At 42.7% G+C, this 24,974-nt stretch carries 23 protein-coding genes and 1 tRNA gene; 2 read left to right on the top strand and 22 right to left on the bottom strand.

Annotated features, from left to right (window positions below; all coding sequences use genetic code 11):
* Positions 1–7: 7 nt before the first annotated feature.
* The 15 genes from ACZ47Z_RS06555 to ACZ47Z_RS06485 all read right to left on the bottom strand — a co-directional run bounded on the left by ACZ47Z_RS06555 (position 8) and on the right by ACZ47Z_RS06485 (position 10,147).
* Positions 8–421: a VRR-NUC domain-containing protein gene (locus tag ACZ47Z_RS06555; protein ID WP_118316667.1), complete on the bottom strand. Its 414-nt coding sequence runs from the start codon at positions 419–421 to the stop codon at positions 8–10.
* 113 nt (positions 422–534) lie between these two features.
* Entirely contained in the window at positions 535–678 is a 144-nt protein-coding gene (locus tag ACZ47Z_RS06550; RefSeq protein ID WP_157050355.1) for a hypothetical protein, read from the bottom strand.
* Positions 675–1,430 (bottom strand): rolling circle replication-associated protein, encoded by a 756-nt coding sequence (locus ACZ47Z_RS06545; protein ID WP_118316666.1) that lies wholly within the window; start codon positions 1,428–1,430, stop codon positions 675–677. Before ACZ47Z_RS06545 ends, ACZ47Z_RS06550 begins: the two co-directional genes overlap by 4 nt.
* Before the next feature lie 177 nt (positions 1,431–1,607).
* The gene (locus tag ACZ47Z_RS06540; RefSeq protein ID WP_054751062.1) at positions 1,608–1,934 is read right to left on the bottom strand and encodes a hypothetical protein; all 327 of its coding nucleotides are present in this window, start codon (positions 1,932–1,934) and stop codon (positions 1,608–1,610) included.
* The gene (locus ACZ47Z_RS06535; protein WP_118316665.1) at positions 1,931–2,248 is read right to left on the bottom strand and encodes a hypothetical protein; all 318 of its coding nucleotides are present in this window, start codon (positions 2,246–2,248) and stop codon (positions 1,931–1,933) included. Before ACZ47Z_RS06535 ends, ACZ47Z_RS06540 begins: the two co-directional genes overlap by 4 nt.
* A gap of 5 nt (positions 2,249–2,253) precedes the next feature.
* Positions 2,254–2,922 carry a single-stranded DNA-binding protein gene (locus tag ACZ47Z_RS06530; protein ID WP_464525985.1) on the bottom strand — a complete coding sequence of 223 codons (669 nt, stop codon included), beginning with the start codon at positions 2,920–2,922 and terminating at the stop codon, positions 2,254–2,256.
* A gap of 51 nt (positions 2,923–2,973) precedes the next feature.
* Entirely contained in the window at positions 2,974–4,146 is a 1,173-nt protein-coding gene (locus ACZ47Z_RS06525; protein WP_464525984.1) for a hypothetical protein, read from the bottom strand.
* A gap of 18 nt (positions 4,147–4,164) precedes the next feature.
* Positions 4,165–4,476: a hypothetical protein gene (locus tag ACZ47Z_RS06520; protein WP_156734503.1), complete on the bottom strand. Its 312-nt coding sequence runs from the start codon at positions 4,474–4,476 to the stop codon at positions 4,165–4,167.
* Positions 4,473–4,667 (bottom strand): hypothetical protein, encoded by a 195-nt coding sequence (locus tag ACZ47Z_RS06515; protein WP_464525983.1) that lies wholly within the window; start codon positions 4,665–4,667, stop codon positions 4,473–4,475. Before ACZ47Z_RS06515 ends, ACZ47Z_RS06520 begins: the two co-directional genes overlap by 4 nt.
* 11 nt (positions 4,668–4,678) lie before the next feature.
* Complete coding sequence (locus ACZ47Z_RS06510) at positions 4,679–5,002, bottom strand: long-chain fatty acid--CoA ligase (RefSeq protein ID WP_464526048.1); 324 nt, start codon at positions 5,000–5,002, stop codon at positions 4,679–4,681.
* Positions 4,965–5,336, bottom strand: a complete 372-nt coding sequence (locus ACZ47Z_RS06505) for a hypothetical protein (protein WP_054751056.1) — start codon at positions 5,334–5,336, stop codon at positions 4,965–4,967. Before ACZ47Z_RS06505 ends, ACZ47Z_RS06510 begins: the two co-directional genes overlap by 38 nt.
* Positions 5,337–5,525: 189 nt before the next feature.
* Positions 5,526–5,599 (bottom strand) — tRNA-Ile (locus tag ACZ47Z_RS06500).
* Positions 5,600–5,618: 19 nt separating this feature from the next.
* The gene (locus tag ACZ47Z_RS06495; protein WP_118709193.1) at positions 5,619–6,008 is read right to left on the bottom strand and encodes a hypothetical protein; all 390 of its coding nucleotides are present in this window, start codon (positions 6,006–6,008) and stop codon (positions 5,619–5,621) included.
* Between the two features lie 29 nt (positions 6,009–6,037).
* A complete protein-coding gene (locus ACZ47Z_RS06490; protein ID WP_022400551.1) occupies positions 6,038–6,229 on the bottom strand; it encodes a helix-turn-helix domain-containing protein in 192 nt (63 codons plus the stop codon).
* A 162-nt stretch (positions 6,230–6,391) separates the two neighbouring features.
* Positions 6,392–10,147: a phosphoribosylformylglycinamidine synthase gene (locus ACZ47Z_RS06485; RefSeq protein WP_054751054.1), complete on the bottom strand. Its 3,756-nt coding sequence runs from the start codon at positions 10,145–10,147 to the stop codon at positions 6,392–6,394.
* Positions 10,148–10,364: 217 nt separating this feature from the next.
* On the opposite strand from ACZ47Z_RS06485, the gene ACZ47Z_RS06480 reads away from it, so the two are divergent.
* Positions 10,365–11,249, top strand: coding sequence for a LysR family transcriptional regulator (locus tag ACZ47Z_RS06480; protein ID WP_054751053.1), 885 nt, complete (start codon positions 10,365–10,367; stop codon positions 11,247–11,249).
* 153 nt (positions 11,250–11,402) lie between these two features.
* Here ACZ47Z_RS06480 and ACZ47Z_RS06475 read toward each other — a convergent pair whose 3' ends face one another.
* From ACZ47Z_RS06475 to ptsP, 4 genes are all read right to left on the bottom strand, one after another.
* Entirely contained in the window at positions 11,403–13,760 is a 2,358-nt protein-coding gene (locus tag ACZ47Z_RS06475) for an ATP-dependent DNA helicase (RefSeq protein ID WP_464525982.1), read from the bottom strand.
* 86 nt (positions 13,761–13,846) lie between these two features.
* A complete protein-coding gene (locus tag ACZ47Z_RS06470; RefSeq protein WP_015528952.1) occupies positions 13,847–14,806 on the bottom strand; it encodes an SPFH domain-containing protein in 960 nt (319 codons plus the stop codon).
* On the bottom strand, positions 14,803–15,252 hold the full coding sequence (locus ACZ47Z_RS06465; RefSeq protein WP_464525981.1) for an NfeD family protein: 450 nt from the start codon (positions 15,250–15,252) through the stop codon (positions 14,803–14,805). Before ACZ47Z_RS06465 ends, ACZ47Z_RS06470 begins: the two co-directional genes overlap by 4 nt.
* A gap of 378 nt (positions 15,253–15,630) precedes the next feature.
* On the bottom strand, positions 15,631–17,253 hold the full coding sequence (ptsP, locus tag ACZ47Z_RS06460) for a phosphoenolpyruvate--protein phosphotransferase (RefSeq protein ID WP_015528951.1): 1,623 nt from the start codon (positions 17,251–17,253) through the stop codon (positions 15,631–15,633).
* A 384-nt stretch (positions 17,254–17,637) separates the two neighbouring features.
* On the opposite strand from ptsP, the gene ACZ47Z_RS06455 reads away from it, so the two are divergent.
* Complete coding sequence (locus ACZ47Z_RS06455) at positions 17,638–17,835, top strand: cold-shock protein (RefSeq protein ID WP_015528950.1); 198 nt, start codon at positions 17,638–17,640, stop codon at positions 17,833–17,835.
* 174 nt (positions 17,836–18,009) lie between these two features.
* Here the strand turns inward: ACZ47Z_RS06455 and glyA are convergent, their stop codons facing one another.
* The 3 genes from glyA to ispG all read right to left on the bottom strand — a co-directional run bounded on the left by glyA (position 18,010) and on the right by ispG (position 24,932).
* Positions 18,010–19,245, bottom strand: coding sequence for a serine hydroxymethyltransferase (gene glyA / locus ACZ47Z_RS06450; RefSeq protein ID WP_015528949.1), 1,236 nt, complete (start codon positions 19,243–19,245; stop codon positions 18,010–18,012).
* An 84-nt stretch (positions 19,246–19,329) separates the two neighbouring features.
* A complete protein-coding gene (locus ACZ47Z_RS06445; RefSeq protein ID WP_226875759.1) occupies positions 19,330–23,889 on the bottom strand; it encodes a PolC-type DNA polymerase III in 4,560 nt (1,519 codons plus the stop codon).
* The gene (ispG, locus tag ACZ47Z_RS06440) at positions 23,877–24,932 is read right to left on the bottom strand and encodes a flavodoxin-dependent (E)-4-hydroxy-3-methylbut-2-enyl-diphosphate synthase (RefSeq protein WP_055145277.1); all 1,056 of its coding nucleotides are present in this window, start codon (positions 24,930–24,932) and stop codon (positions 23,877–23,879) included. Before ispG ends, ACZ47Z_RS06445 begins: the two co-directional genes overlap by 13 nt.
* Positions 24,933–24,974 lie beyond the last annotated feature (42 nt).

Below are 24,974 nucleotides of genomic sequence, written 5' to 3'. Positions count from 1 at the left end.
TTCGTGCTTATTTTCCCATTTCCTGTAATACTGCTGCCGCTTTGTCGTTGTCGGCTTTTAATAAATATTCTTCAATCACTTTTGCCGCCTCACGCCACCCGTAACAGATCACTGCATAATACCCTTGGTCGTTCAAAAATACTTGCCACTTTTCTTGGTTCTTTGTAGCCTTGTTTTTGCCTGCTTTCAGTTCGATGTACAACCCATGATATCCGTTTCTTGCCACTGGTAAACAGATATCCGGCACACCAGCTTTTACACCCTGCCTTTTCAGTGCTACCGCTGTCCGTTTATCTCGCTTTCCCCCGTTTGGGATATGGTGCATATATTCAAGTTCCGGCATACAGTCCATGTGGTACGCTGCCCACTCAAATAATGCCTCTTGATGTCCGCTTTCATCGTCAAGCCTAAAATTTCTCATTCTTTCGCTCCTTTCCTCGTTTTACTTCTGAACGGCATAAATCGTAATACTCACACCGCAGGCAACAATGCTTGCAATCTTTCCCCGGTTGGAATAACCAGTAAATAATTTTGTCAATCATGTTTTTCTGCCCTCTCTATCCGCTCATTGTTTCTTTTAGCAGCGGCTGCAAGTGCCATTAACACCATGCCCGCAACCACGCCTGCCATAAATATTGCAATCGCAGCTATCACAATCAAACTATCAACCCCTTTCATTCCAGTTTTACCAGCGTGTACCTCATGTACCCGTATCCGTAGTATTCCGGGCTATGTACGCCTTTGCTCACGCTGTCTTTGTCCACGTAGTAACCTTTTATCGCTGTTGGCTCTGATTTGAACCATGCACGATCTGAAATTATTCTTATTTCTGGCTCTGGTCTTACAAGGTTTTTGCTGCAATTCCAACGCTTGCCCTGTAATGCCCCGTCTGCCTCTGTCCTGTGCGTATCTGTGTACTTGATAAAATAGCTTGCCAGCTTTGCGTAATTTCCAGAATCGTCTAACGGGAATACCTTTACCCTATTGTGTCCCTCATACGCTTTGTACCAGCATCGTTGTAAAATCTCTGTATCAATCTTGTTGATAACTAAATGGTGGTGGCGTGCCCCTCTTTTACCAATCTCCATAACATGCACATATTTAAGCTCTATGCCTGCCTTTTTGCACTCTTTGCGTAACTCCCGTAAAAAAATATCCATGTCCTTACGCATCTGCTCCCTGCTTCTATCCGGCTGTCCCTTTTTCCGTATGTAGTCCAGTTCTAAGTGATAATCTCCATACCCAAAATTGGCATTTAACAGTAATCGTAATTTTCTCTCTGCCGCTCTGGTATTAACCTTTTTCTGCTCTTCCTTGGTTGGCTTTACTTTATCCCCTCTTTTTATGCCCGGCTTTTTGTATCTGCTGGTAAAGTAACGCTCTACCTCTATCGTCTTTCCTGCTCTTGTAACTCTCTCTACATACGGCATATGTTTTACCTCTCTTTTGTCGGATAGTTAATACTTTTATCAAGTGGTAAAGGCAGGCTCTGTGCCTGCAATTTCCTTGACTTTTCGCCATACGCCATTTATACTTTTGTTAGACAAATTGTTAAGGCTTATAGCTTTGCCCCTATGGTATTCCAGTACCGTAGGGGCTTTCTCTTTTCATTGTTTCTTTTCCTCTCTGTATGAGGTGTAAATAAGGCGTGAGTGCATATATATTGGTTTGCTCCCGCCTTTCTTGAAATGGTCTGTACATTCCCAATTTCCCAACCTTTTTAATAATCCACGTTTCCTTGTGCTGAAATGGTTATACGGGTATGATGTCAGCCATACATAAACTGCGCCTGCGGTCTGCTTCTCTGCATTCCACTCTTTTACACCTATCTGTTCCCGGTCTACCTGCACAAAATCAATGCCAGCGGCTTTTAATTGCCTTTCGGCTCTCTTAAAAAACCGCTCTTTATCCTTTTCCGTCCATGCAAATTTCATTCTGTGCCTTTCCCGCAACTATTCTTACATCTTGCCATTTCCTGCCCAGCAAGCATACTTACCAACTCCATAAGTTCATCTGCGCCCTTTTCGTCAATAAACTCACATCTAATACAACATGCGTTATATCCACAGATAGCATCAAATACAGATTGTACCTCTTGACATGTACCGCAATCTTTCAATGTTTCAATCAACCCCACTAGCCCAGTAACTGCCTTTATGCCTAGCTCCCCGCCTTTTCCATGTATCGGTATTGATATTTCCTGTGCCTTTGCTGTGCGTTCTCTGTTTAAAATGATTCTGCTTTTCATTGTGTCTAATTCCTTTCTACTGTTTCCGGCTGCCACCATACCTGCATCTTTTCTACTGATACCTCGAAAGTGGTTCTTTTCTCTTCTGATTCTGTGTTATTATCGCCGTAATACTTTTTCACATACTCCCGGCTCTGTAATCTGCCAGTGATTTTTACAATCGTGCCTCTTTTGTACTTTGCAATCTCGCTGGCGTTCTCCTGCCAGAAAATACATGGGATATGTACGTTTCCACCCTGTATGCAGTTTTCCACTTTCAGCATTACATCTGCTATATGTTTTCCCCTTGGTGTTTCTCTTACTTCCGGGTTATTCACAATTTCCGCTGTTAATTGCACGCCGTTCTGATATTCCGGGAACCCTACTGTTACAACGTGATCTGCAAGGATAAAAACAGCCGTATGCCCGCTTTCTGCGTTCATGGCTTTCTGCAAAATGCCCGTTGCCATAATATCTCTGCCAACCACCATATTTCTTGCTATTGCTTCTGCGTCTATGTTTTCATTTTCCTTTATTTTTGCAGCTACAATTACCGTATCCTCTGCCCCGCTTTTTCTCGGTACACATACCCGCAGCACTGCATAGCGGTTTTCTGTGTCGTATCCGCATACCCCGCTTGTTACCTCTGCCTGCTTTACCGTTCCCATAATTCCGGCAAAATTTTCATTGTTCATTTTTGTATGTTCTCCTTTCCGGGTGCGGGGGAAAAATCCCCCGTTCCCCCTTTACTGCTCCGCAGCCGCAGGCATTTCACAAGAAAGACCGGGCGCAATGTACCAGTTCGCATAGCCAGCGGTGTTGTTCAAGGACACGCAAGCCCCGCAACCCAGCCCGTCGTTGCAGTAGCCGCCCACAAGAGGCACAGCCACAATTTCTGTATCTACTGCCCCGCCGTCTGCTGCATATTTATGGCTTGTCCCATTAAATGAGATTGGCAAGCGTCCGTATGGTGTCATTACGGTTTTATCTACATAGCCATAACGCCAATCATTCCACATATAGCGGTATGCGTCTGTATATCCCTGTCCCGTAAAGTTCGGCTCTCCATACGGCAATACTTTTACAATTCCGTCTGCACAGATCAGCTTTGTTAAACGCTCCCATTTATCGCCCCATAATGCCTCTGTATGGAATACCTTAACTTGTATTCTAAAATCAGATGCACCATAAAACTGCCCTTTGCCGTTTAATGTACCTGTATTCGCTGGCTGCCCGGTTCTGCTGTTTCCTGTTCCGTAGGCTGTCTGCAAATCGTCTGTTTTTGCCATAATCTTTAACAGGCAAATAATGTAATTCCATTCCCACCATGAACTCATAGCCCACTTATCGCCGTTTGCCTTGCAAGCCTCGTTTTCCTGCTCCGCTGTCATATTTCCGATAGTCTGACAACCACTAAGGCTACGGGCTGCATTGCCAACCAGTGACGGCGTATAAATGTGTCTGTAGAATCCGGCATTTAATGTGCCGTCTTTTCCTGTTCTGTGGTATGCGTTGTATGAATCATCAAATTTTACATTGCTCCAAATGATATATTCGTCTGTAGCTGTTTCGTACTGGCACAGCCAGCCGCCCTTAAATGCAGCCATTGCATTACCCGCATAATAAATATCTGTAATATTGCTCTTTGTCCCGTCCTCTTTCAGTTCGTAATTGTCCGGGTTTAATCTGTAATCCTCTGTGCCGTCAAATTTAACCATGCAAGGGTAGTTGTTCTTTACAAATTCCACATTGCCCCAGCTACCATAATTAAATGCACCCTCTACAAAATCCATTACCGCAGGTATCATACCTACGGCATCATACAGGTACGTTACCCGCTTGTTGCTGTCCTCTTCGTTTTTGTTAATCTTAATTCCAAACCGTACAGCTCTTTCTACTGCTGCCATTGCTTCACTCATACTTTTTTACCTCGTTTCTTATATGCAAAATGTGTAATACAGTGTCATTGTCAAATCACTAAATTTATACTGCGGGTGTTCTCCCGGCTCTAATGGTTTCATTAACCCCAGCTTTTGCCAGTCCTTATGCCGAATATCCGGCACTACTGCAAAATCCTTTATCTCTGCCTGCCATATTTCTTTACTGATCTGACTTTTATCTTCCCGCAATATTCCCAGCCAGCCTATGTATACGTCTGCCTCACTGGTTTCGTACCTGCTGCCCTTGCCTTTAACAATGCGTATTCTTGTTATGTTGTGTATTGGCTCTATGAATTGCTCTAATGTCATTCTTCTACAGCCCCATCCTCTACAATCCTCATTTCTCTTTCAAGCACGCCCACCTCTACGCCCTCACACATTACAAAATATACTGTGCCGCCTTGCCTGTTGCTTCTCTTGTTTATTTTTGTTACCTCGTATACCTTGCCTACTTCCGGGCTTGGCTTTGTTGGTACATGCTGTACAATTTTAATTTTCATTGCTTTTTCTCCTATTTCTCTGGCATTTCGTATATTCTTGGTATTTCCGCTGCAAATGGTGGAAATGCTGGCGCACCCTTTAAAAATCCGGGGCTACCCTCTGAATATAAATAAGAAACGCTTACTTTCTGTATTTCGTCTATAATCTCTAAACACCGCTCTTTTGTTTCGTATGTTCCTATTTCTTCTAACACTCCGTCAGAAATAAAAATACTGTGTGTTTCTTTTGGTTCTTGCCCCTTTTTGGCTCTTTCTGTTGCACTTCCATACTCCACACATGCGTAATTTCCACCCAACCTATACAGCTTTTCTCTGTCTTGGCTTCTTATGTACATGCTGCTCACGTTTTTCCTCTCTTTCTTTTACTTCCCAATAATAAGTGTCCATTATCCACATTTCCTTGCTAAAGGTAAGTGATAATGCTATCGGCATGAAAAATGCTGAAATCGTGATAATATCCAAATCCAAAAGAGGTGCAAACAGTGTTGCAATTACCAACACCGCAAATGTCGCAATCCCGCATAATTTCTGCTTAATGAAATATCTTTTTCTTCTGCGTCTTTCATGTTCCCGTTGCTGTAATTGTTTTTTTGCATAATTCATGCCGTTATAAAAATCTTTTGTGCGTTCCATACTTTCCTCTCTTCCCGGCGGTGCTCTTATTCTCATATTGCCCACGCTCCTGTAGTGGCTTCGTATGCTGTGTTGCCCCTTTTCACATTAAAAAGTTGCCTAAAACCTGTTGACCGTCCACACGCTCTCTAGCTGGCGTGCCCACTGCTCCAAATTCACAGCACCCAGCGTGTAGTTGTTCGCCTGCTGCCACGCTGTCGCAGGTTGCCACGTTCCTGCTTTCAATGCGCCGTATGGGACTTGAACCCATGACTTACCGCTTATGAGGCGGTTGCTCTAACCAACTGAACTAACGGCACTCGTGCGGCTCATTGCCGCTTATTCATTAAACAAAAAGCCTTTTTCTATTAAAAACCTTATCCAATCACAGCCCGTTACATCGTCCCGCTCAATGAATTTGTAAAAACTCTCTGTGTCCTTTATTTCGTAATTCTTCAAAATGTTTCTTGCGTTTTCCACTGCTGGCGTTTCAAAAATATTCTCTGCGTAAAATGTAGCCTCTATAGTTCCGTAGTTGTTCTTCCCTGCTGGTATTCTCATTTCCACTACAGCTACATTCTTTTTGCTTTTTCTCCCTACTCCCTTTCTTATCACTACTGCCTCGCTGAATAGCCAGCCGTTCCAACCACTACGCATAGGTGCAAACTGTGTGCGTGGTACTTTCACTAAGTCCCCTGCCTGTAATTTGTTAAAATCTACTTTCTTCATGTTCTTTGCCTCTCTTTTGTTATTTTGATTTATAAAGTTTCCTGTGCTTTTTCTGCGCTGTATGTATCCGGCGTTGCTCCGCAGCGGGCGTACTCCTTATAAATCGTATCCCGGTGTACTCCTAAAGTAGTTGCAATATCCACCACCCTGCTGCCCGCCCGGCTCATTTCCTCTATTACTTGCCTATCTTCATAGCGCAATCTTTTGTATTTTCTTGCCACCGTTCCCGCTCCTTTCTCTTGAAATAAAATAAGCGTGCAAGAGCTTTTTACACTCTTGCACGCTTTTCTTTTCTTGCCATATATAAAAAGAAATTCGGCAAGAGAATTTTTTTAATTCCCTTTGTCGAATTTCATTCTAAAACTTATCTTTTATTTTATATTTTATTTAAAGTATTTTACACCTGATTCAAAAATCTTCAGATCCTGCTCTCCATAAATGTTAATAGCAACATGATCTCCGCGTCTCTCAGAGTGAGCCATCTTACCAAGGACACGTCCATCCGGGCTTGTGATACCTTCGATTGCACGGTAAGATCCGTTCACGTTCCACTCTTCGTTCATGCTGATATTTCCTTCCGGATCACAGTACTGTGTTGCCACCTGTCCGTTAGCGAACAGCTTATCAAGCCACTCTTCGCTTGCAACAAATCTTCCTTCACCATGAGATGCCGGGTTTGTATAAACTCCACCAAGCTGTGCTCCCTGAAGCCATGGGGATTTGTTTGTAACAACCTTTGTATAAACCATCTTAGAGATATGACGTCCGATTGTATTGTATGTCAGTGTCGGAGCATCATCTGTCTGTCCAACGATTTTTCCGTATGGTACAAGTCCGAGCTTAATCAGAGCCTGGAATCCGTTACAGATACCAAGTGCAAGTCCGTCTCTCTCATTCAGAAGTTTTTCAACAGCTTCTTTGATCTTCGCATTCTGGAATGCAGTTGCAAAGAATTTAGCTGAACCATCCGGCTCATCACCGGCACTGAATCCACCTGGGAACATGATCATCTGAGCCTGTCCGATTGCTTTCTCAAACTCGTCTACTGATCCACGGATGTCTTCTGCATCAAGGTTACGGAATACTTTTGTAATAACCTTAGCGCCTGCTCTCTCAAATGCACGGGCACTGTCATACTCACAGTTCGTTCCAGGGAATACCGGAATAAATACTGTTGGCTGTCCGATCTTATGGCTGCAAATATGAATATCGGATGTATTGAAGAGCTTCTCTTCAACCTTGGCATCAGAATCTGCTGCTGATTTTGTAGCAAATACTTTCTCAAGTGTTCCTGTCCATGCATCCTGTGCGTCTGCAAGTGCGATCTTCACATCACCGTAAGCAAGTACAGGCTCTTCTGTTACTTCACCGATTTCTGTATAAGTGATTGCGAGTTCTCCAACCTTTCCGTCTTCAACCTCTGCGATAATATCTCCAAATGCAGGAGCAAACAGATCTCTCTTATCTACATTGTGCTCGATTTTGGCACCCTTACGGTTACCAAATGCCATCTTGCTGACTGCTGCTGCAACTCCATGACGATCCAGTGCATATGCAGATACAATTTTTCCGCTCTGGATATCTCCCATGAATTTACCGTACTGATCCATTACTGCATCGTAAACCGGAAGATCATTCTCGTCTCTTTCGATCTTGAGCCATATAAGTTTATTTCCAGCTTTCTTAAGTTCAGGTGTAATAATATCCTGCTCAAGAGCCATATCAACAGCAAAGGATACAAGTGTCGGAGGTACGTCAATATCCTGGAATGTTCCTGACATACTGTCTTTTCCTCCGATAGACGGAAGTCCAAAACCAATCTGTGCTGCATAAGCACCAAGAAGTGCTGCAAATGGCTGGCTCCATCTCTTTGGATCTTCTGTCATTCTACGGAAATACTCCTGGAATGTGAAGCGGATTTTTCTATAATCTCCACCTGCTGCCACGATCTTAGCAATTGACTCTGTCACTGCATAAACAGCTCCGTGGTATGGGCTCCAGCTTGACAGATATGGATCAAATCCGTAACTCATCATAGATACACTGTCTGTTGTTCCGTTCAAAACAGGTACTTTCGCTACCATTGCCTGTGTCTCTGTCATCTGGTATTTTCCACCATGTGGCATAAATACAGATCCTGCTCCGATAGAACCGTCGAACATCTCAACAAGTCCTTTCTGAGAGCATACATTGAGATCAGAAAGCATAGAAAGCCATGTCTCTTTTACATCTCCTACTTCTTTCTTTACAAAAAGACTGTCCTTCTTAGAAGGAATCTCAACCTCAACATTTGTCTCCTGATGAGCACCGTTTGTATCAAGGAATGCACGGGAAAGGTTGACAATCTCTTTTCCTCTCCATACAAGAACGAGTCTTGGCTCCTCTGTTACTACTGCTGCAACTGTTGCCTCTAAGTTTTCTTCCTTCGCGTATCCCATGAATTCATCTACATCTTTCGGGTCTACAACAACTGCCATTCTCTCCTGAGACTCAGAGATTGCGATTTCTGTTCCGTCAAGTCCTGCATATTTCTTCGGTACTTTATCAAGTTCAACGCGAAGTCCGTCTGCAAGTTCTCCAATTGCTACAGATACACCGCCTGCACCAAAGTCATTACATTTCTTGATCAGATGGCTGACTTCTTCTCTACGGAATAATCTCTGGATCTTACGCTCTGTCGGTGCATTTCCTTTCTGAACTTCTGCTCCACAAGTCTCGATAGACTCTTCTGTATGAACCTTAGATGAACCTGTTGCTCCACCACAGCCGTCACGGCCTGTACGTCCACCGAGAAGGATGATGATATCTCCAGGATCAGAATTCTCACGGATAACCGCACGTCTTGGAGCAGCTCCAAGTACAGCACCGATCTCCATACGTTTTGCAACGTAATCCGGATGATAAATCTCTTTTACAAGTCCTGTAGCCAGACCGATCTGGTTACCATATGAGCTATATCCATGAGCCGCCTCACGAACAAGTTTCTTCTGAGGAAGTTTTCCTTTCAGAGTTGCATCTGCTGATACTGTCGGATCAGCGGCACCTGTCACACGCATTGCCTGGTATACATAAGTACGTCCTGACAGTGGATCACGGATTGCTCCTCCAAGACATGTTGCAGCTCCACCAAATGGTTCGATCTCTGTCGGATGGTTATGTGTCTCATTCTTGAAGTTGATCAGCCACTCTTCTTCTACTCCGTCAACCTTGATCGGAACTACGATACTACATGCATTGATCTCATCAGACTCTTCCTGATCTGCAAGTTTTCCTTCCTTTTTCAGACGGCGCATAGCCATCAGAGCAAGATCCATCAGGCAGACAAATTTATCTTCTCTTCCTTTGAAAATCTCGCTGTGATCTTTCAGATACTCTTTATATGTTGCTTCGATTGTCTCTTTGTAGTCACCTTCGTCAAACTTCACATCTTTCAATTCTGTAGAGAATGTTGTATGACGGCAGTGGTCTGACCAGTATGTATCAAGCACACGGATCTCTGTCATCGTCGGATCTCTGTGCTCTTCTCCTGCATAATAGTTCTGGATATGCAGGAAATCTTTAAATGTCATTGCCAATCCAAGAGAATCATATAACTCTTTCAATTCTGCTTCCGGCATATCTTTAAAACCGTCAAAAATCTTTACATCTGCCGGCTCATCAAATACTGTCACCAGTGTCTCCGGTTTCTCTGCTGCAGCTTCTCTGGAATCTACCGGGTTGATGCAGTGATTCTTAATTGCCTGCAGTTCTTCGTCTGAAACTCCGCCTTCAATTACATATGTAACTGCTGTACGGATTACAGGAGTCTCATCTTCTTTAATAAAACGGATACACTGCTCTGCGGAATCCGCTCTCTGGTCGAACTGTCCCGGAAGGAACTCTACGGAAAAACATTTATCTGTTTCATTTTTCGGGAATTCTTCTTTATAAAGGAAATCTACCGGTGGCTCTGCGAATACACCATTGCATGCCTTTTCAAATGTTTCTTCTGAAATATTCTCTGCGTCGTAACGAATCAGAACTCGTACATTTGTCACATCCTGAAGTCCAAGATAATGACGGATCTCATGTCTGAGGCCCTTCGCCGCAACAGCAAACTCCGGTTTCTTTTCTACATATACGCGCTTTACATTACTCATATATAATCTCCTCTTTCTGTATTACGTGCTCAAAGCACGATACTACCTTCATTACATTATCTGTTTTTATCCTACCATAGTTTTCTTCATTAGTATAATTAATAAAATTAAACAATCTGATAAGCACCGCTAATTATAACAGTTTTTCTTTATTTGGTTGTATTTTCCCTTTATTTATCTTATAATAAGATGAATATTTATTAGGAGGTCTAATAAAATGATGGATATAAACTACGAATTATACAAAGTATTTTATCACGTCGCCACCACATTGAATTTCTCAGAGGCATCCAAGCAGCTGTTTATTTCACAGTCTGCTGTCAGCCAGTCGATCAAAACACTCGAACGAAAACTGGATCAGACGCTTTTTATCCGAAGCACAAAGAAAGTCCAGCTCACACCGGAAGGAGAGATTCTCCTGCGCCACATTGAACCGGCCATGAATCTGATCCAGAAAGGTGAGGCTCAGCTTTTAGATGCCGCTTCTACCGGTGGGCAGATCCGCATCGGTGCAAGTGACACGATCTGCAGATATTTCCTTGTTCCATACCTTGAGAAATTCCATAAGACTTTCCCGAATGTACATATTAAAGTTATCAACCAGACTTCTTTAAGATGTACAGAGCTTTTAAAGAATGGACTGGTGGATTTGATTGTTGTCAATTATCCGAACGCAGCGCTCAACAATCTTTCTGCCTCTATGAAGATCAAAAATTTCCATGATGTTTTCATTGCCGGAAACAATTATCCTGAATTAAGGGAAAAGAAACTTATACTTGCCGATCTGCTCCACTATCCGATCCTGATGCTGGATAAGAACAGTACGACAAACGAGTTTCTTCATCGCCTGTTCCAGCAGCATCAGCTTGACCTGGTTCCTGAGATCGAACTTACAAGCAATGATCTTCTGATCGATCTTGCAAGAATTGGGCTTGGAATCGCATTCATTCCGGATTATTGTCTTTCTGAGAACAATGATGGTATCTTCAAGCTGGATATGGAAGAAGAGATGCCGGAGCGTTCTCTTGTGATTGCTTACAACGAGCAGCTTCCTCTGGCTAAGCCTGCACAGGAATTTTTGAACTATTTTGAAGAGCAGTAAATTTTGTACTGTTCGGAGCCAAGCAGAATTTTAAAATCAGCCTTAAAATGCAAGCATTTTATACCTGTTTTATGAAATTTCGTCTGGCTCTGAACAGTTACAAATATTCTTGAATCACTTCTTCTTTATCCAATAACGATTCTCATTTTTCATTTATCGATTCTCCCAGAATTCTTCCATCTTTTCTTTTATCTCTTTCCGCCCACACACTTCGTATTCCTTCCACTCCCTCGGAAATAGCTGCTGATACTGTCGATTCTGAAAACGATCATCAAGCAGAAGAATAATTCCTTTGTCATCTTCGGTGCGGATCACTCTTCCTGCGGACTGAAGTACTTTATTCATTCCGGGATAAAGGTACGCATAATCAAATCCTCGCATCCCTCTCTGGTCAAAATAATTTTTCACGATTTCTCTGTCATTGCACACCTGTGGAATTCCTGTTCCGACAACGATCACTCCAATCAGTCTATCATGTGTAAGATCGATCCCTTCTGAAAATACACCACCCATCACACAAAATCCAAGCATCGGATGATCTCTTTCTTCTTCAAACATTTCCAAGAATTCTTCTCTCTGATTTTCTGACATAAATTGCGATTGAATTACCAGTTCTACTCCGGATGCCAGTTTTTCAAACTCTTCCAAAACATCCTCCATAAACTGATAGGAAGGAAAAAATGCAATGTAGTTTCCATTCTTCCCATCCACTGTGTTTCTCAGATAATCGGCAATTTTGCGATACATTTCTGTGCCTCTTTGTGTATATTTTGTGCTTGCTTCACTTCCGATCAGAATTTTCCTATTCTCCTGTGGGAACTTAGATTCAGCATAGACTGCATAATCATCCTTCTCAACAGATAGTAATTGTTTATAGTAATCGATTGGAAGCAATGTTGCCGAGAAAAAGATCGTAGAATTGCCCTGGCTCAAATAATGATTCAGGTTTTGTGCCGGATTCACACAGAACAACTTCACTTTAAACCTTCCGCTTCCTTCCAGTTCTGTATACTGTATATAATTTTCATCCAACAGTTCATGAATTTCCAAAAACTGCCTCACCTGGAAAAAGAGTTCCATAAATGCATCCGGCTGCTCTGCATTTCCTGCATTCCGCTCTTCTTCAAGATATCTTTCCATTTGAGTCAGAAGATTCATCAGTTTTACTGCAAATGGAGAAACACTTTCCACCAACCGATAATTCTCGCACTCGCGTTTCATCTCAAGCATCAGTTTATTGACAGATTCCAGACTCTTCACAAGTTTTTTATCTCGGTCCTTCATCAGTTTTTTCACCTCGAGAATGTCTTCTTTATAGATGGAAGCACTGTACATTTCCCGTCCACGTTCCACGAGGTTGTGTGCTTCATCGATCAGAAACAAATAATCTCCGCTGACATTGTCTGCAAAAAATCGTTTCAAATGCGCCGTCGGATCGAACACATAATTATAATCACAGATCACCCCATCCGCCCATTCTGACAGATCAAGAGATAGTTCAAACGGACATACATGAAAATCTTCTGCCTGTCTTTCAATTGATTCCCGTGTCAGCTTCTTTTGCTTTTCCAACATGTCATAAACTGCATCATTCACCCGGTCAAAATGACCTTTCGCATAAGGACAAGCATCCGGATTGCATTCTGTCTCCTCGCAAAAGCAGATCTTCTCTTTCGCAGTCAATGTAATTGAACGAAAGGCAAGACCCTTTTCTTCAAGAATAGAAAATGCCTGCTCCGCCACGGTTCTTGTGATCGTCTTTGCTGTCAGATAGAATATTTTATCCCCCAATCCTTCTCCGATTGCTTTCACCGCCGGATACAATACTGCCATCGTCTTTCCGGTTCCTGTTGAGGCCTGGATAAATAATTTCTTTTTGTGATAAATTGTACGATATACGGAAGCTGCCAGGTCAAACTGCCCTTCTCTATATGCGAATGGAAATTCGGTCTGATGAATCGAAGCATCTCTTCTCTTTTCCCACTCAATCTGCAGTTTTGCCCAACGTTCATACTGATGAACCAGATCAAGAAACCATTTTTCTAATTCTTCAAATGTATGCTCTTCCCGAAATCTTTTCACATCTTCAGTATCAAGATTACAATAGGTCATCTGAACACTGATCTGCTTTAATCCCTGCTGTCTGGCATAAATATATGCGTAACATTTTGCCTGAGCAAGATGAACCGGCACAGGACGCTCCACTCGATCAAGGGAACGCACGACGCCTTTGATCTCATCTATTATTGTTTTTTCTGATTCAAGGAGAATTCCATCCGCACGTCCTTCCAGTTTTAATTGGAATCCCTCACACGGAAGCTGCAGTTTTAAGGAAACTTCTGCCTGATAGTTTGAGCCCATCATACGCTGGATCTTTCGGTGAAGGCGTCCTCCCATCAGCATCGCATCTTTATCCAGCGTACCTGAAATCCTGTTATCAATGTCACCTTCTTTTAATATGAATTCAACCAGATTCCGAACCGATAACCTGATGATTTTCTCTGTTTCCATTTCATTTGCACTCCAAAATATTATCGTTGTAAAACACATTGTGCCAATCTTTTGACAGATTGGCACGCTGAAATACATCTTTTATTTTACTTTACTTCTTTTTCTTTTGCAACGCTTGTTTCTGTACGGGCAACTTCTGCGATTGTTTTCGTAAGTCCTGCAATTCCCTGAATCTCTGAAGGAATGATGATCTTCGTCGCTTTTCCGTCTGCCGCCTTGGCAAATGCCTCCAGACTCTTTAGTGTAAGAACAACATCATCTGCTCCGGCATTCTTAATATACTCGATACCTTCTGCTGTAGCCTTCTGTACAGAACGGATCGCTTCTGCCTGTCCCTCTGCTTCTTTGATCCGTTTCTGTTTTTCAGCTTCTGCTTTCAGGATTGCTGCCTGCTTAGATGCCTCTGCCTCCAGGATCACAGATTCCTTTTCTCCTTCTGCAACAAGAATCGTAGACTTCTTCTCTCCTTCTGCACGCAGGATTGCTTCACGGCGTTCACGCTCTGCTTTCATCTGCTTCTCCATCGCATCCTGGATTGCCTTCGGTGGCATGATATTCTTCAGCTCGACACGGTTCACCTTGATTCCCCACTCATCTGTTGCAATATCAAGGATCGTACGCATCTTGGAGTTGATCGTCTCACGGGAAGTCAGTGTCTCATCTAATTCCAGATCTCCGATGATATTACGGAGTGTTGTTGCTGTCAGATTCTCGATTGCCGCAATCGGACTTTCTACTCCGTATGCATACTTCTTCGGGTCAGTGATCTGATAGAATACAACCGTATCGATCTGCATGGTAACATTATCCTTCGTGATCACTGCCTGTGGTTCAAAATCAACAACCTGTTCTTTCAAGGAAACTCTTTTTGCCACACGGTCAAGAATCGGCACCTTAAAATGTAATCCAACGCCCCATGTCTCCTTGTATCCGCCAAGTCGCTCTACAACATACGCATGCGCCTGCGGAACAATACGGATATTCGACACAAGAAGCCACACCACGATCATAATAATGATCATCCAAATAATAAGTCCAAATATCATAGCTCATCCTCCTTACATTTCTCTAAAATCAGTTTTACTCCGGAAATTGCTGTTACTTTGGCAAGCGAATCTTTCTCAATTCTGTCCTTGTCTGACTTGCACCTTGCAGTCCATTCCTTTCCCTGCGCAATTGCAGTACCGGTCTGTGCAAAATTATCAACCGTCTCTGTTACCTTAACAACACTTCCGATCAATTCATCACAATTCGTCTTTACATGATGTACATTGATATACTTTGCTGCAAAAGGCCTGGTAAAGATCACAAGCACTGCTGAAATAACTACGAATACAGCAATCTGTATCACCATTCCCGCTCCGGCAAGCGAAACTAATAACGCCGCTAGCGCACCGCCCGAAAACCAGATTGAAGTCAGACCAACCGTGGCAAGCTCAATAATCAAAAACACCACCATAAGCCCCAGCCACAAAAAAATCTCCCTCTCCAAAAAATCCGCCCCCTTTCATTTTTAAATACACTGATTATCCTAGTCGATAAGTATCCGTTTTCTTTCCTACTTTCAATTCTGTATTTCTGAGTGGATTCCTCCTCTTGAAATGAGTCCCCCTCTTTGAAAGTGTAAGCGAGAACAGTTCTGCTGTTGCCATGGGCACATGTAAGGCAGGAGCGTTCCGAATACACTTTGTTCAGTATGTAACGTAAGAGCCAGACAGGCACCACACACGGTAACTGTTCTGGCTCTTACGTTACATACTTTCAAAGGGATGAGGTAGAGCGAGCCGGTGCTCGTGGTAATAGCAGGACTGGTCTTGCGACCATTCTATAAAGTGCTCATTCCCCATACGAATCCCCTCAAAAACACAAATTACTCACACTCGCGAATCTTCTTTCTCAGCGGCAGTACCATCGCCGGAGATACAGACAGCTCGTCCAGTCCCATCTTCAGGAACTCTTCTGTCAGTTCAAGGTCCGCTCCAAGTTCTCCACAGATTCCGATCCATTTTCCTTCTGCGTGTGCATTATCTGCTGCCATCTTGATCATAGCAAGCACTGCCGGATGATGTGGATCATAGAACTCATCAAGCGCAAGGTTCTGACGGTCAATTGCCAGTGTATACTGTGTCAGGTCATTTGTTCCAACACTGAAGAAATCAACTTCTTTCGCAAGTTCGCGGCTCATCATAACTGATGCCGGTGTCTCGATCATAATACCAAGTTCTACGTCTTCCTTAAATGGAAGTCCTTCTTCTCTCAACTCTGCCTTCACTTCTTCGATGATCTCTTTGATCTTACGAACTTCTTTTACAGAAATGATCATTGGGAACATGATGGAAAGATTTCCATATACGGATGCACGGTAAAGTGCACGAAGCTGAGTCTTGAAGATCTCTGGTCTTGTCAGGCAGATACGGATTGCTCTGTATCCAAGTGCCGGGTTCTCTTCTTTTGCAAGATTGAAATAATCAACCTGCTTGTCTGCTCCGATATCAAGTGTACGAATGATCACTTTCTTTCCTGCCATGCTTTCTACAACCTGTTTGTAAGCTGCAAACTGCTGTTCTTCTGTCGGATAAGTACTGTTCTCAAGATAAAGGAACTCACTTCTGAACAGACCTACTCCGCCTGCATCATTCTTAAGTACTGCACCAAGATCAGATACGTTACCAATGTTCGCATAGACATTGATCTTCTGTCCGCTCTTTGTCACATTCTCTTTTCCTTTAAGCTGATTCAGAAGTTCTTTCTGCTCAAGGTCTTTCGCACGCTTCTCCTGCATCTTTGCAAGTGTCTCTTCATCCGGATCCACATAGAGTGTTCCTGTAAATCCATCAATGATAGCCATCTCTCCGTCATATTTCGGATTAAGAGCTTCTCCCATTCCGATTACAGCCGGAATATTCATTGTTCTTGCAAGGATCGCTGTATGAGAGTTAGAAGAACCATACATTGTGGCAAATCCAAGTACCTTCTCTTTATCAAGCTGTACTGTCTCACTTGGTGCGAGATCATCCGCAGCAACAATACAAGGTTCTGTCATCTCACGTGTTCCGTTGCTCACTCCGCAGAGAATATCAAGTACACGCTCGGAAACGTCCTTCACGTCTGCTGCACGTCCCTGCATATATGCATCATCCATAGATGCAAACATCTGTGCAAAGTTATCAGCTGTTGTCGAAACAGCATACTCTGCATTTACACTTTGTGTACGGATAATTCCTTCAATAGATTCCAGATAATCCAGATCATCAAGCATCATCTGGTGAATCTCAAAGATCATGGCGTTGGCCTCACCTACATCTTCAATGGCTTTGTCGTAGAGAACTTTCAGCTGGTCGATTGCTGTATTCTTAGCCTCTTCGAATCTCTTCCATTCTGCATCCACATCATCTACATGTGTTCTTCTGATCACCTTTTCGTTTCTCTTATAGAACATCAGCTTTCCAATGGATACTCCACCAAATACGCTTTTTCCTTCAATCGTTATCATATACACAAATCCTCCTTGAAATAAAATATTTCATAGACATTGGTTAAATTATATAATACTTCAATTCTTTTTTCAATCGACATCCTTTATTTTTCCAATCCATTCGTAAAATAATCTTTCCTCGCACTTCTATTTTTCACCAATCTTATAAATCCGATATGCTAAATGGTATTTACAAATTGTTGAAATCGATTTTACGTCACTTCACATGTTTTTGTCATTTTTCTACAAATCAAAAAAGATTACATTTGACTTTCTTTGTTAAACATGCTACAATAGACAAAGTGTCAATATGAATTTATACTGACACAATATTACAGTTTTCAGCGCATTGTAAACTGTGATGATTTAACAACTTATATTCTTTTAATGGAGGGCAACACAATGACAGGTACAGTAAAATGGTTTAATAACCAGAAGGGTTACGGATTTATCTCTGACGCTGAAGGCAATGACATTTTTGTTCATTATTCAGGACTTGTAATGGATGGATTCAAATCTCTCGAAGAGGGCCAGGCTGTTGAGTTCGAAGTAACAGAAGGCGCTAAAGGACCTCAGGCTGTTAACGTAGTGAAACTTTAATCAAGACTTTATGTACCTTTTAATTAATAAATAGACCGTATTTAATTTTTAAAAGTAATACAGAAATTCGATTAACAAAAAAGAGCTTTTTTAAGCTCTTTTTTTGTTGCACACCCCGGCAATCTACATTATGCTTACACGAGAAATGCAGTTTTGCCGGATATAATTATTTTATTAACAAAGTGGATATTTTGCAGTCAGCTCAGCAACCATTGCTTTTGCTTTCTCTACATTCTCTTCACTTTCGATTACCATTGCAATAATCTCTGCGATCTTATCCATATCATCTTCCTTCATTCCACGTGTTGTAACCGCCGGTGTTCCAAGTCTTACACCACTTGTTACAAACGGTGAACGAGGATCATTCGGAATTGTATTCTTGTTCGCTGTTACATGAGCATCATCAAGACGCTTCTCCAGCTCTTTTCCGCTTGTCTCTGTTCCCGACAGGTCTACAAGCATCAGATGGTTATCTGTATCTCCCGAAACAATCTTAACTCCGCGTGCTTTCAAACCGTTACAGAGTGCTTTCGCATTTTTAACAACCTGCTCCATATATGTTTTATACTCAGGCTCAAGTGCTTCCTTGAAGCAAACTGCCTTACCGGCGATCACATGCATCAGCGGACCTCCCTGAATTCCCGGGAATACAGCTTTGTTGAAATTGAATTTTTTATTCATCTCTTCGCTGCACATGATCATTCCACCTCTTGGTCCACGGAGTGTCTTATGTGTTGTTGTTGTTGTCACATGCGCATACGGAATCGGACTTGGATGAAGTCCTGTAGCAACAAGTCCTGCGATGTGTGCGATATCTACCATCAGATATGCTCCCACCTCATCTGCGATCTCACGGAAACGCTTGAAATCAATCGTTCTTGCATAAGCACTTGCTCCTGCAACGATCAGTTTCGGTTTATGTTCCTTCGCAATGCGAAGCACTTCATCATAATCGATCACGCCGTCTGCATTCACTCCGTAATGTGCTACATCAAAATATTTACCGGACATATTAACCGGTGAACCGTGTGTCAGATGTCCGCCATGATCAAGGTTCATCCCCATGATCTTATCTCCCGGCTCAAGCATGGCAAACATAACTGCCATGTTCGCCTGTGCTCCTGAATGTGGCTGCACATTAACATACTCACATCCAAACAGTTTCTTTGCTCTTTCTCTTGCAAGGTCTTCTACTACATCTACACACTGACATCCGCCATAATATCTCTTTCCCGGATATCCTTCTGCATACTTATTAGTCAGAGGGCTTCCCATAGCTGCCATGACTGCTTTGCTCACCCAGTTCTCAGAGGCGATCAGCTCGATATGGGAGTTCTGTCTCTCCATCTCTGCTTTTATTGCATCTGCTATCTCTGGGTCTGTGTTCATAATCTCATCGAAATCGTACATTATCTCTTCCTCCATTAAAGCTTTACCACGTCAAAGCGTTGTAGTCATTATAGCACAGCACTTTACATCCGTCTAGCGCATTTCCTACGAAAAATCAAACAAGGAAAGCTGATTACTCTGTGGAAGATTCCCAAATAATCCCAGTTCTGCCATCAGATCGATCACTGTCTTACTTACTTTTGTCCTCTGACGGAAATCATCCAGTGAGAGATATGGACCGTCTTTTGAAGCTTCTTCCACAGCTTCCGCCGCCTTATCTCCCATTCCTTCGATGCTGGCAAGAGACGGCATCAGTTTTCCGTCAATGATCTGAAACATCTTCGCCTTCGCCCGGTAAATATCAATCGGCATAAACTCCAGACCTCTTGCATACATTTCCTGAACGATTTTCATATCTTTCATGACATCCTGTTCTTTTTTCGTCAGGGTATCACTTCGCTTTTTATAGTCTTTCATGTAATAATTCAGTTTATCCTTGCCCTGACACATGATCGCATAAGAAAATGCATCCGCACGGATTCCAAAATATGCTCCATAATAAGCAAGCGGATAATTGATCTTACAGTAAGCGATACGATAAGCCATCATAACATAGGCTGCCGCATGAGCCTTTGGGAACATGTAGCTGATCTTCTTACAGGACCATATATACCAGTCCGGTACATCCTGAGCTTTCATCGCTTCTTCCCACTCCGGTTTCAATCCTTTTCCTTTACGCACACTCTCCATAATTGTAAAGGCCAGTGCACTTTCCACTCCTTTGTTGATCAGATAGATCATGATATCGTCACGGGTACAGATTGCCGTAGAAATGGTTGCTTTTCCGGATTTTACAAGTTCCTGTGCATTTCCGAGCCACACGTTCGTTCCATGTGACAGACCGGAAATTCGGATCAAATCTGATAACGTCTGAGGTTTTGTATCCTGCACCATCTGAATAACGAAATCCGTACCGAACTCCGGGATTCCAAGACATCCAAGCTTACAGCCGTCGATGTCTTCCGGTTTGATTCCGAGAATTTCTGTGCCATGGAATAGTTCGATTACTTTCTTGTCATCCAGCGGAATATCCGTTGCAACGAAAGGATGCTCCTCATTATATTCATTTTCCATTGCATCGGAGGTGATATAGTCTTCCAATGTACGAATCATCGTAGGATCATCATGTCCGAGAATATCAAGTTTCAAAAGGTTATGGTCAATGGAATGGTAATCAAAATGTGTCGTTGTAATGCCACATTCCATATCGTTGGCCGGATGCTGCACCGGTGTAAACTCATTGATGCTGTGTCCGTGCGGAAGTACTACGATTCCTCCCGGATGCTGTCCGGTACTTCGCCGGATTCCGGTACATCCTTCTGTAATTCGTTCAATCTCACAGCCACGCTTTCTCTGACCACGTTCTTCATAATAGTTTTTCACAAATCCATATGCTGTCTTATCTGCCAGCGTACCGATCGTTCCGGCTTTGAATGTATGACCCTCACCAAAGAGAACCTCTGTATATTTATGAGCCTTCGCCTGGTAATCTCCGGAGAAGTTCAGGTCAATATCCGGCTCTTTATCTCCCTTGAAACCAAGGAATGTTTCAAACGGAATATCAAACCCGGCCTTGACCAGTTTTTCTCCGCACACAGGACAATTTCTATCCGGCATGTCGTAACCACAGCCTCCGGCAAATGCACGAACCTCTTCAGACTCAAAATCACTGTAATGACATTTTTCGCAGTAATAGTGAGGGCTTAGCGGATTAACCTCCGTGATTCCGGACATCGTCGCAACAAAAGACGAACCTACTGATCCACGGGAACCAACAAGATACCCATCCGCATTGGACTTCCATACCAGTTTCTGTGCAATGATATACATAACGGCATAGCCGTTGGAAATAATAGAGTTCAGCTCTTTCTCAAGTCTGGAAGACACCTGTACCGGAAGATCTTCTCCATACATTTCATGTGCTTTACGATAACAGATATCTCGAAGCTCCTGATCGGAATCCGCGATTACCGGAGGACACTTGTTTGGGTTTACCGGTGAGATTTTCTCTACCATACGTGCGATCTTCTGTGGATTTTCTATAACAACTTCTCTCGCCTTCGCAGAACCAAGATATGCAAACTCCTCCAACATTTCATCTGTTGTGCGAAGGAACAGCGGTGCCTGATTATCTGCGTCTTTGAATCCTTTTCCTGCCATGATGATCCGGCGATAAACTTCATCCTCCGGATCAAGGAAATGAACGTCACAGGTTGCTACAACCGGCTTACCGAATTTCTCTCCAAGTTCAACAATCTCCCGGTTTACGTTACGCAGATCTTCCTCTGTATTGATATTCGGCGTTTTCTCATCTTCGAGCATAAACATATCATTTCCAATTGGCTGGATTTCATAATAATCATAGAAATCTGCCAGTCTCGCAATCTGCTGTGCAGACTGTTTTTCAAGAACCGCACGGTATAATTCTCCTGCCTCACAGGCACTTCCAATGATGATTCCTTCTCTGTGTTCATTGATCAGACTTTTCGGAATTCTCGGTCTTCTTGCATAATATGTCATATGAGATGCCGTGATCAGCTGATACAGATTATATCTTCCAATATCATTCTGTGCGATCAAAATAATATGATGTGTCGGCATCTTACGGATTGCATTAACATTACGATCCCCAAACTTGTTCATTTCTTTTAAGTTCATGATGTGCTGATCTTTGAGCATTTCAACAAATTTTACAAAAATTTCTGCTGTTGCCCCTGCATCATCAACCGCACGATGATGATTTTCTAATGAAATTCCAAGTGCTTTTGCAACCAGATTCAATTTATATTTCGAAAGGGTCGGAAGCAGCACACGTGCAAGAGCCACTGTATCAACAGCTGTGAATTCCTGTTCCAGACCAAGCACACGACAATTCTGTTCGATAAACCCAACATCAAATCCTGCGTTATGCGCAACCAATGCGCCCTCACCAATAAATTCGAGAAACTGTGGCAGCACAACCTCGATTGTCGGAGCATCCAGCACCATCTCATCTGTAATACTTGTCAGGTTTGTGATTTCGAAAGGAATCGGGCGTTCCGGATTTACAAAGGTACTGAACTTGTCTACAATCTGCCCATTCTCAACCTTCACAGCTCCAATCTCAATAATTCTGTCACGGATAGAACTGAATCCTGTTGTCTCGATATCAAAAACAATATAGGTATCATCCAATGTCTGATCTTTTGCATTAACTGCAATCTCAGTTAAGTCATCGACCACATAGCCTTCCACACCATATAGAACTTTAAACGGATCATCTTTATCCAATGTCTCAATATAGTGATTTGCAACCGGGAACGCCTGGGCTACACCATGATCTGTAATTGCAATCGCCGGGTGTCCCCAGTCATGTGCTCTGCGGACGATATCTGTCACTTCAGAAACTCCATCCATATCGCTCATCTTTGTATGGCAATGAAGTTCTACACGTTTCGTTGGATTGAGATCTTGCCTTGAGACCGTAAAGTCTCCAATCTTCTTGATTCCGGTAATTGAACCGATTGTCAGTTCACCATCGAATTTATCAATTGTCGTCACGCCTTTGATTTTAACGAAAGCACCTTTCTTCAAATCTCCGAGAATCTCCGGTAACTGATCATTTCTAGCAAACATCTTGATCGTGATTGTATCCGTAAAATCAGTCACAGCAAAGATAATGATTGTCTTCTCATTTCTGATCTCCCGTGTATCAAAATTGATAATCTTACCATGAATTGTGATCTCACCCATCTCAGAAACAACCTGTTCCAATTTGATTGGCTCATCTTCAAAATTCTTTCCGTAGATCAGGTTCGGATCGTCTCCGATCTTCACCGGACGCACATAATCCTTCTTGCGGAATTCCTTCTTTTTGAACTCTTTCTTTCCGCCCGAAACGGATGCATTTCCTGAAGAAGATTTTCCTGAAGTCTCTGCTTTCTTTTCTCCGGAAGACGAGCTTCCTGATTCGGATGACTTCTTCTTTGCCTCCACAGCAGACTTTCGCTCCTCATATTCGCCTCTCTGTTTCGCGCGCCGTTCAAAGATTGCATTAATTTCCTGCTGAATCCTCTGCTCGTCATATTCTCTGCTTCCCTGACCCTCGTTTTCTTTATATGTAACCCGGATATCAACATTCATATGAAAACGATTCCTGAATACATCGTCCAGCAGATTCATGATTTCTTCTTTTCTTCCTTCGGAAACAATCGTATCAAGAAGCTCCAGACGGACGACATTTCCCTCTTCATAGTTCACTTCTGCCTGTGAAAACATGTTTGCAGCAAGGACACTGATTTCTTTCAGTTCAAGAATCAAACTCTCCTTGTACTCTTCCATCACCGCTTCCGGTGTATAAAGCTCAGACAGCTCATACTCTTCCAGAATCTGAAGTTTTACAGAAGATGTTCCAAAGAGCTGCTCTTTGATCCGCTGCTCCATCTGCCATATTTTCTTCTTTGGGATCAGATGATGACTCTTTAAATGTACATGCAGAAAATCACGACCGGAATTAGTCGTGATTTTCTTAACTTCCACATCAGCAAAGAGGACTTTAAATTCCTCTTCTACTTTCAATGTGGGAAATACATGAAAAAATGTTTTTTCATTCTTTATTTGTTCCAATTCAATAACTCCTGTCTTAAAGTATCAAGAAGTTCTTCTTCCTTTACCTTCTTGATGATCTCACCCTTCTTGATCAAAAGTCCTTCCCCGATACCTCCTGCAATTCCGATATCGGCTTCTTTTGCCTCTCCAGGTCCGTTTACAACACATCCCATAACTGCAACTTTAATATCAAGCGGAATGTCTGCTACCATCTCTTCTACCTGGTTTGCAAGCTTGATCAGATCAATTCTTGTTCTTCCACAAGTCGGACAGGATACAACTTCAATACCTCCCTTGCGAAGTCCAAGTGTCTTAAGAATCAGTTTTGCTGTACGAATCTCTTCTACTGGATCTCCTGTCAGGGAAACACGGATTGTATTACCGATTCCCTCATGAAGAATGATTCCAAGTCCTACAGAAGATTTCACATTTCCTGAATATACAGTTCCAGACTCTGTAATTCCAACATGAAGCGGATATGGGCATTCCTTAGCGATCAGCTCATGCGCCTTTACACACATCAGAACATCAGAAGATTTAATGCTGACAACAAGGTTGTCATAGCCCATAGACTCGATCAGATGAACTTTATCCAGCGCACTCTCCACGATCCCTTCTGCAGTAACACCACCATATTTCTCAAGCAGATGCTTCTCAAGAGAACCACTGTTTACACCGACACGGATTGGAACATTATACTCTTTCGCTTTGTCTACTACTGCCTGTACCCGTTCTTTTGCACCGATATTCCCCGGATTGATACGAATCTTATCAGCTCCATTCTCAATTGCTGCGATTGCCATCTTATAATCAAAATGAATGTCTGCAACAAGCGGAATATGAATCTGTTTTTTAATCTCTTTGATTGCTTTTGCAGCCTCCATTGTCGGAACTGTACAGCGGATGATCTCACATCCTGCTTTTTCCAGACGCAGGATCTGCTCCACTGTGGCTTCTACATCTTCTGTCCTTGTATTTGTCATAGACTGGATTGCTATCGGATGGTCTCCCCCAATCACAACATCCCCAATTCTTACTTCTTTCGTCTGATTTCTGTACATGATCTGTACCCCCTGTTTCCACTGCTCTGCAAGTTCTTTCTG

It is taken from the genome of Mediterraneibacter faecis, assembly GCF_055383675.1.
This window is presented reverse-complemented; position numbering and strand designations above follow the sequence as displayed.

Bases quoted from the DNA above. Each gene is read 5' to 3' on its own strand.
- ACZ47Z_RS06485 (WP_054751054.1), bottom strand. From the start codon at position 10,147: ATGAGTAATGTAAAGCGCGTATATGTAGAAAAGAAACCGGAGTTTGCT.
- ACZ47Z_RS06525 (WP_464525984.1), bottom strand. From the start codon at position 4,146: ATGAGTGAAGCAATGGCAGCAGTAGAAAGAGCTGTACGGTTTGGAATT.
- ACZ47Z_RS06455 (WP_015528950.1), top strand. From the start codon at position 17,638: ATGACAGGTACAGTAAAATGGTTTAATAACCAGAAGGGTTACGGATTT.
- ACZ47Z_RS06530 (WP_464525985.1), bottom strand. From the start codon at position 2,922: ATGAACAATGAAAATTTTGCCGGAATTATGGGAACGGTAAAGCAGGCA.
- ACZ47Z_RS06505 (WP_054751056.1), bottom strand. From the start codon at position 5,336: ATGAGAATAAGAGCACCGCCGGGAAGAGAGGAAAGTATGGAACGCACA.
- ACZ47Z_RS06550 (WP_157050355.1), bottom strand. From the start codon at position 678: ATGAAAGGGGTTGATAGTTTGATTGTGATAGCTGCGATTGCAATATTT.
- ACZ47Z_RS06545 (WP_118316666.1), bottom strand. From the start codon at position 1,430: ATGCCGTATGTAGAGAGAGTTACAAGAGCAGGAAAGACGATAGAGGTA.
- ACZ47Z_RS06540 (WP_054751062.1), bottom strand. From the start codon at position 1,934: ATGAAATTTGCATGGACGGAAAAGGATAAAGAGCGGTTTTTTAAGAGA.
- ACZ47Z_RS06470 (WP_015528952.1), bottom strand. From the start codon at position 14,806: ATGATATTTGGACTTATTATTTGGATGATCATTATTATGATCGTGGTG.
- glyA (WP_015528949.1), bottom strand. From the start codon at position 19,245: ATGTACGATTTCGATGAGATTATGAACACAGACCCAGAGATAGCAGAT.
- ACZ47Z_RS06475 (WP_464525982.1), bottom strand. From the start codon at position 13,760: ATGGAAACAGAGAAAATCATCAGGTTATCGGTTCGGAATCTGGTTGAA.
- ACZ47Z_RS06510 (WP_464526048.1), bottom strand. From the start codon at position 5,002: ATGTACATAAGAAGCCAAGACAGAGAAAAGCTGTATAGGTTGGGTGGA.
- ACZ47Z_RS06515 (WP_464525983.1), bottom strand. From the start codon at position 4,667: ATGAAAATTAAAATTGTACAGCATGTACCAACAAAGCCAAGCCCGGAA.
- ACZ47Z_RS06495 (WP_118709193.1), bottom strand. From the start codon at position 6,008: ATGAAGAAAGTAGATTTTAACAAATTACAGGCAGGGGACTTAGTGAAA.
- ACZ47Z_RS06520 (WP_156734503.1), bottom strand. From the start codon at position 4,476: ATGACATTAGAGCAATTCATAGAGCCAATACACAACATAACAAGAATA.
- ACZ47Z_RS06535 (WP_118316665.1), bottom strand. From the start codon at position 2,248: ATGAAAAGCAGAATCATTTTAAACAGAGAACGCACAGCAAAGGCACAG.
- ACZ47Z_RS06555 (WP_118316667.1), bottom strand. From the start codon at position 421: ATGAGAAATTTTAGGCTTGACGATGAAAGCGGACATCAAGAGGCATTA.
- ACZ47Z_RS06480 (WP_054751053.1), top strand. From the start codon at position 10,365: ATGATGGATATAAACTACGAATTATACAAAGTATTTTATCACGTCGCC.
- ptsP (WP_015528951.1), bottom strand. From the start codon at position 17,253: ATGATAACGATTGAAGGAAAAAGCGTATTTGGTGGAGTATCCATTGGA.
- ispG (WP_055145277.1), bottom strand. From the start codon at position 24,932: ATGTACAGAAATCAGACGAAAGAAGTAAGAATTGGGGATGTTGTGATT.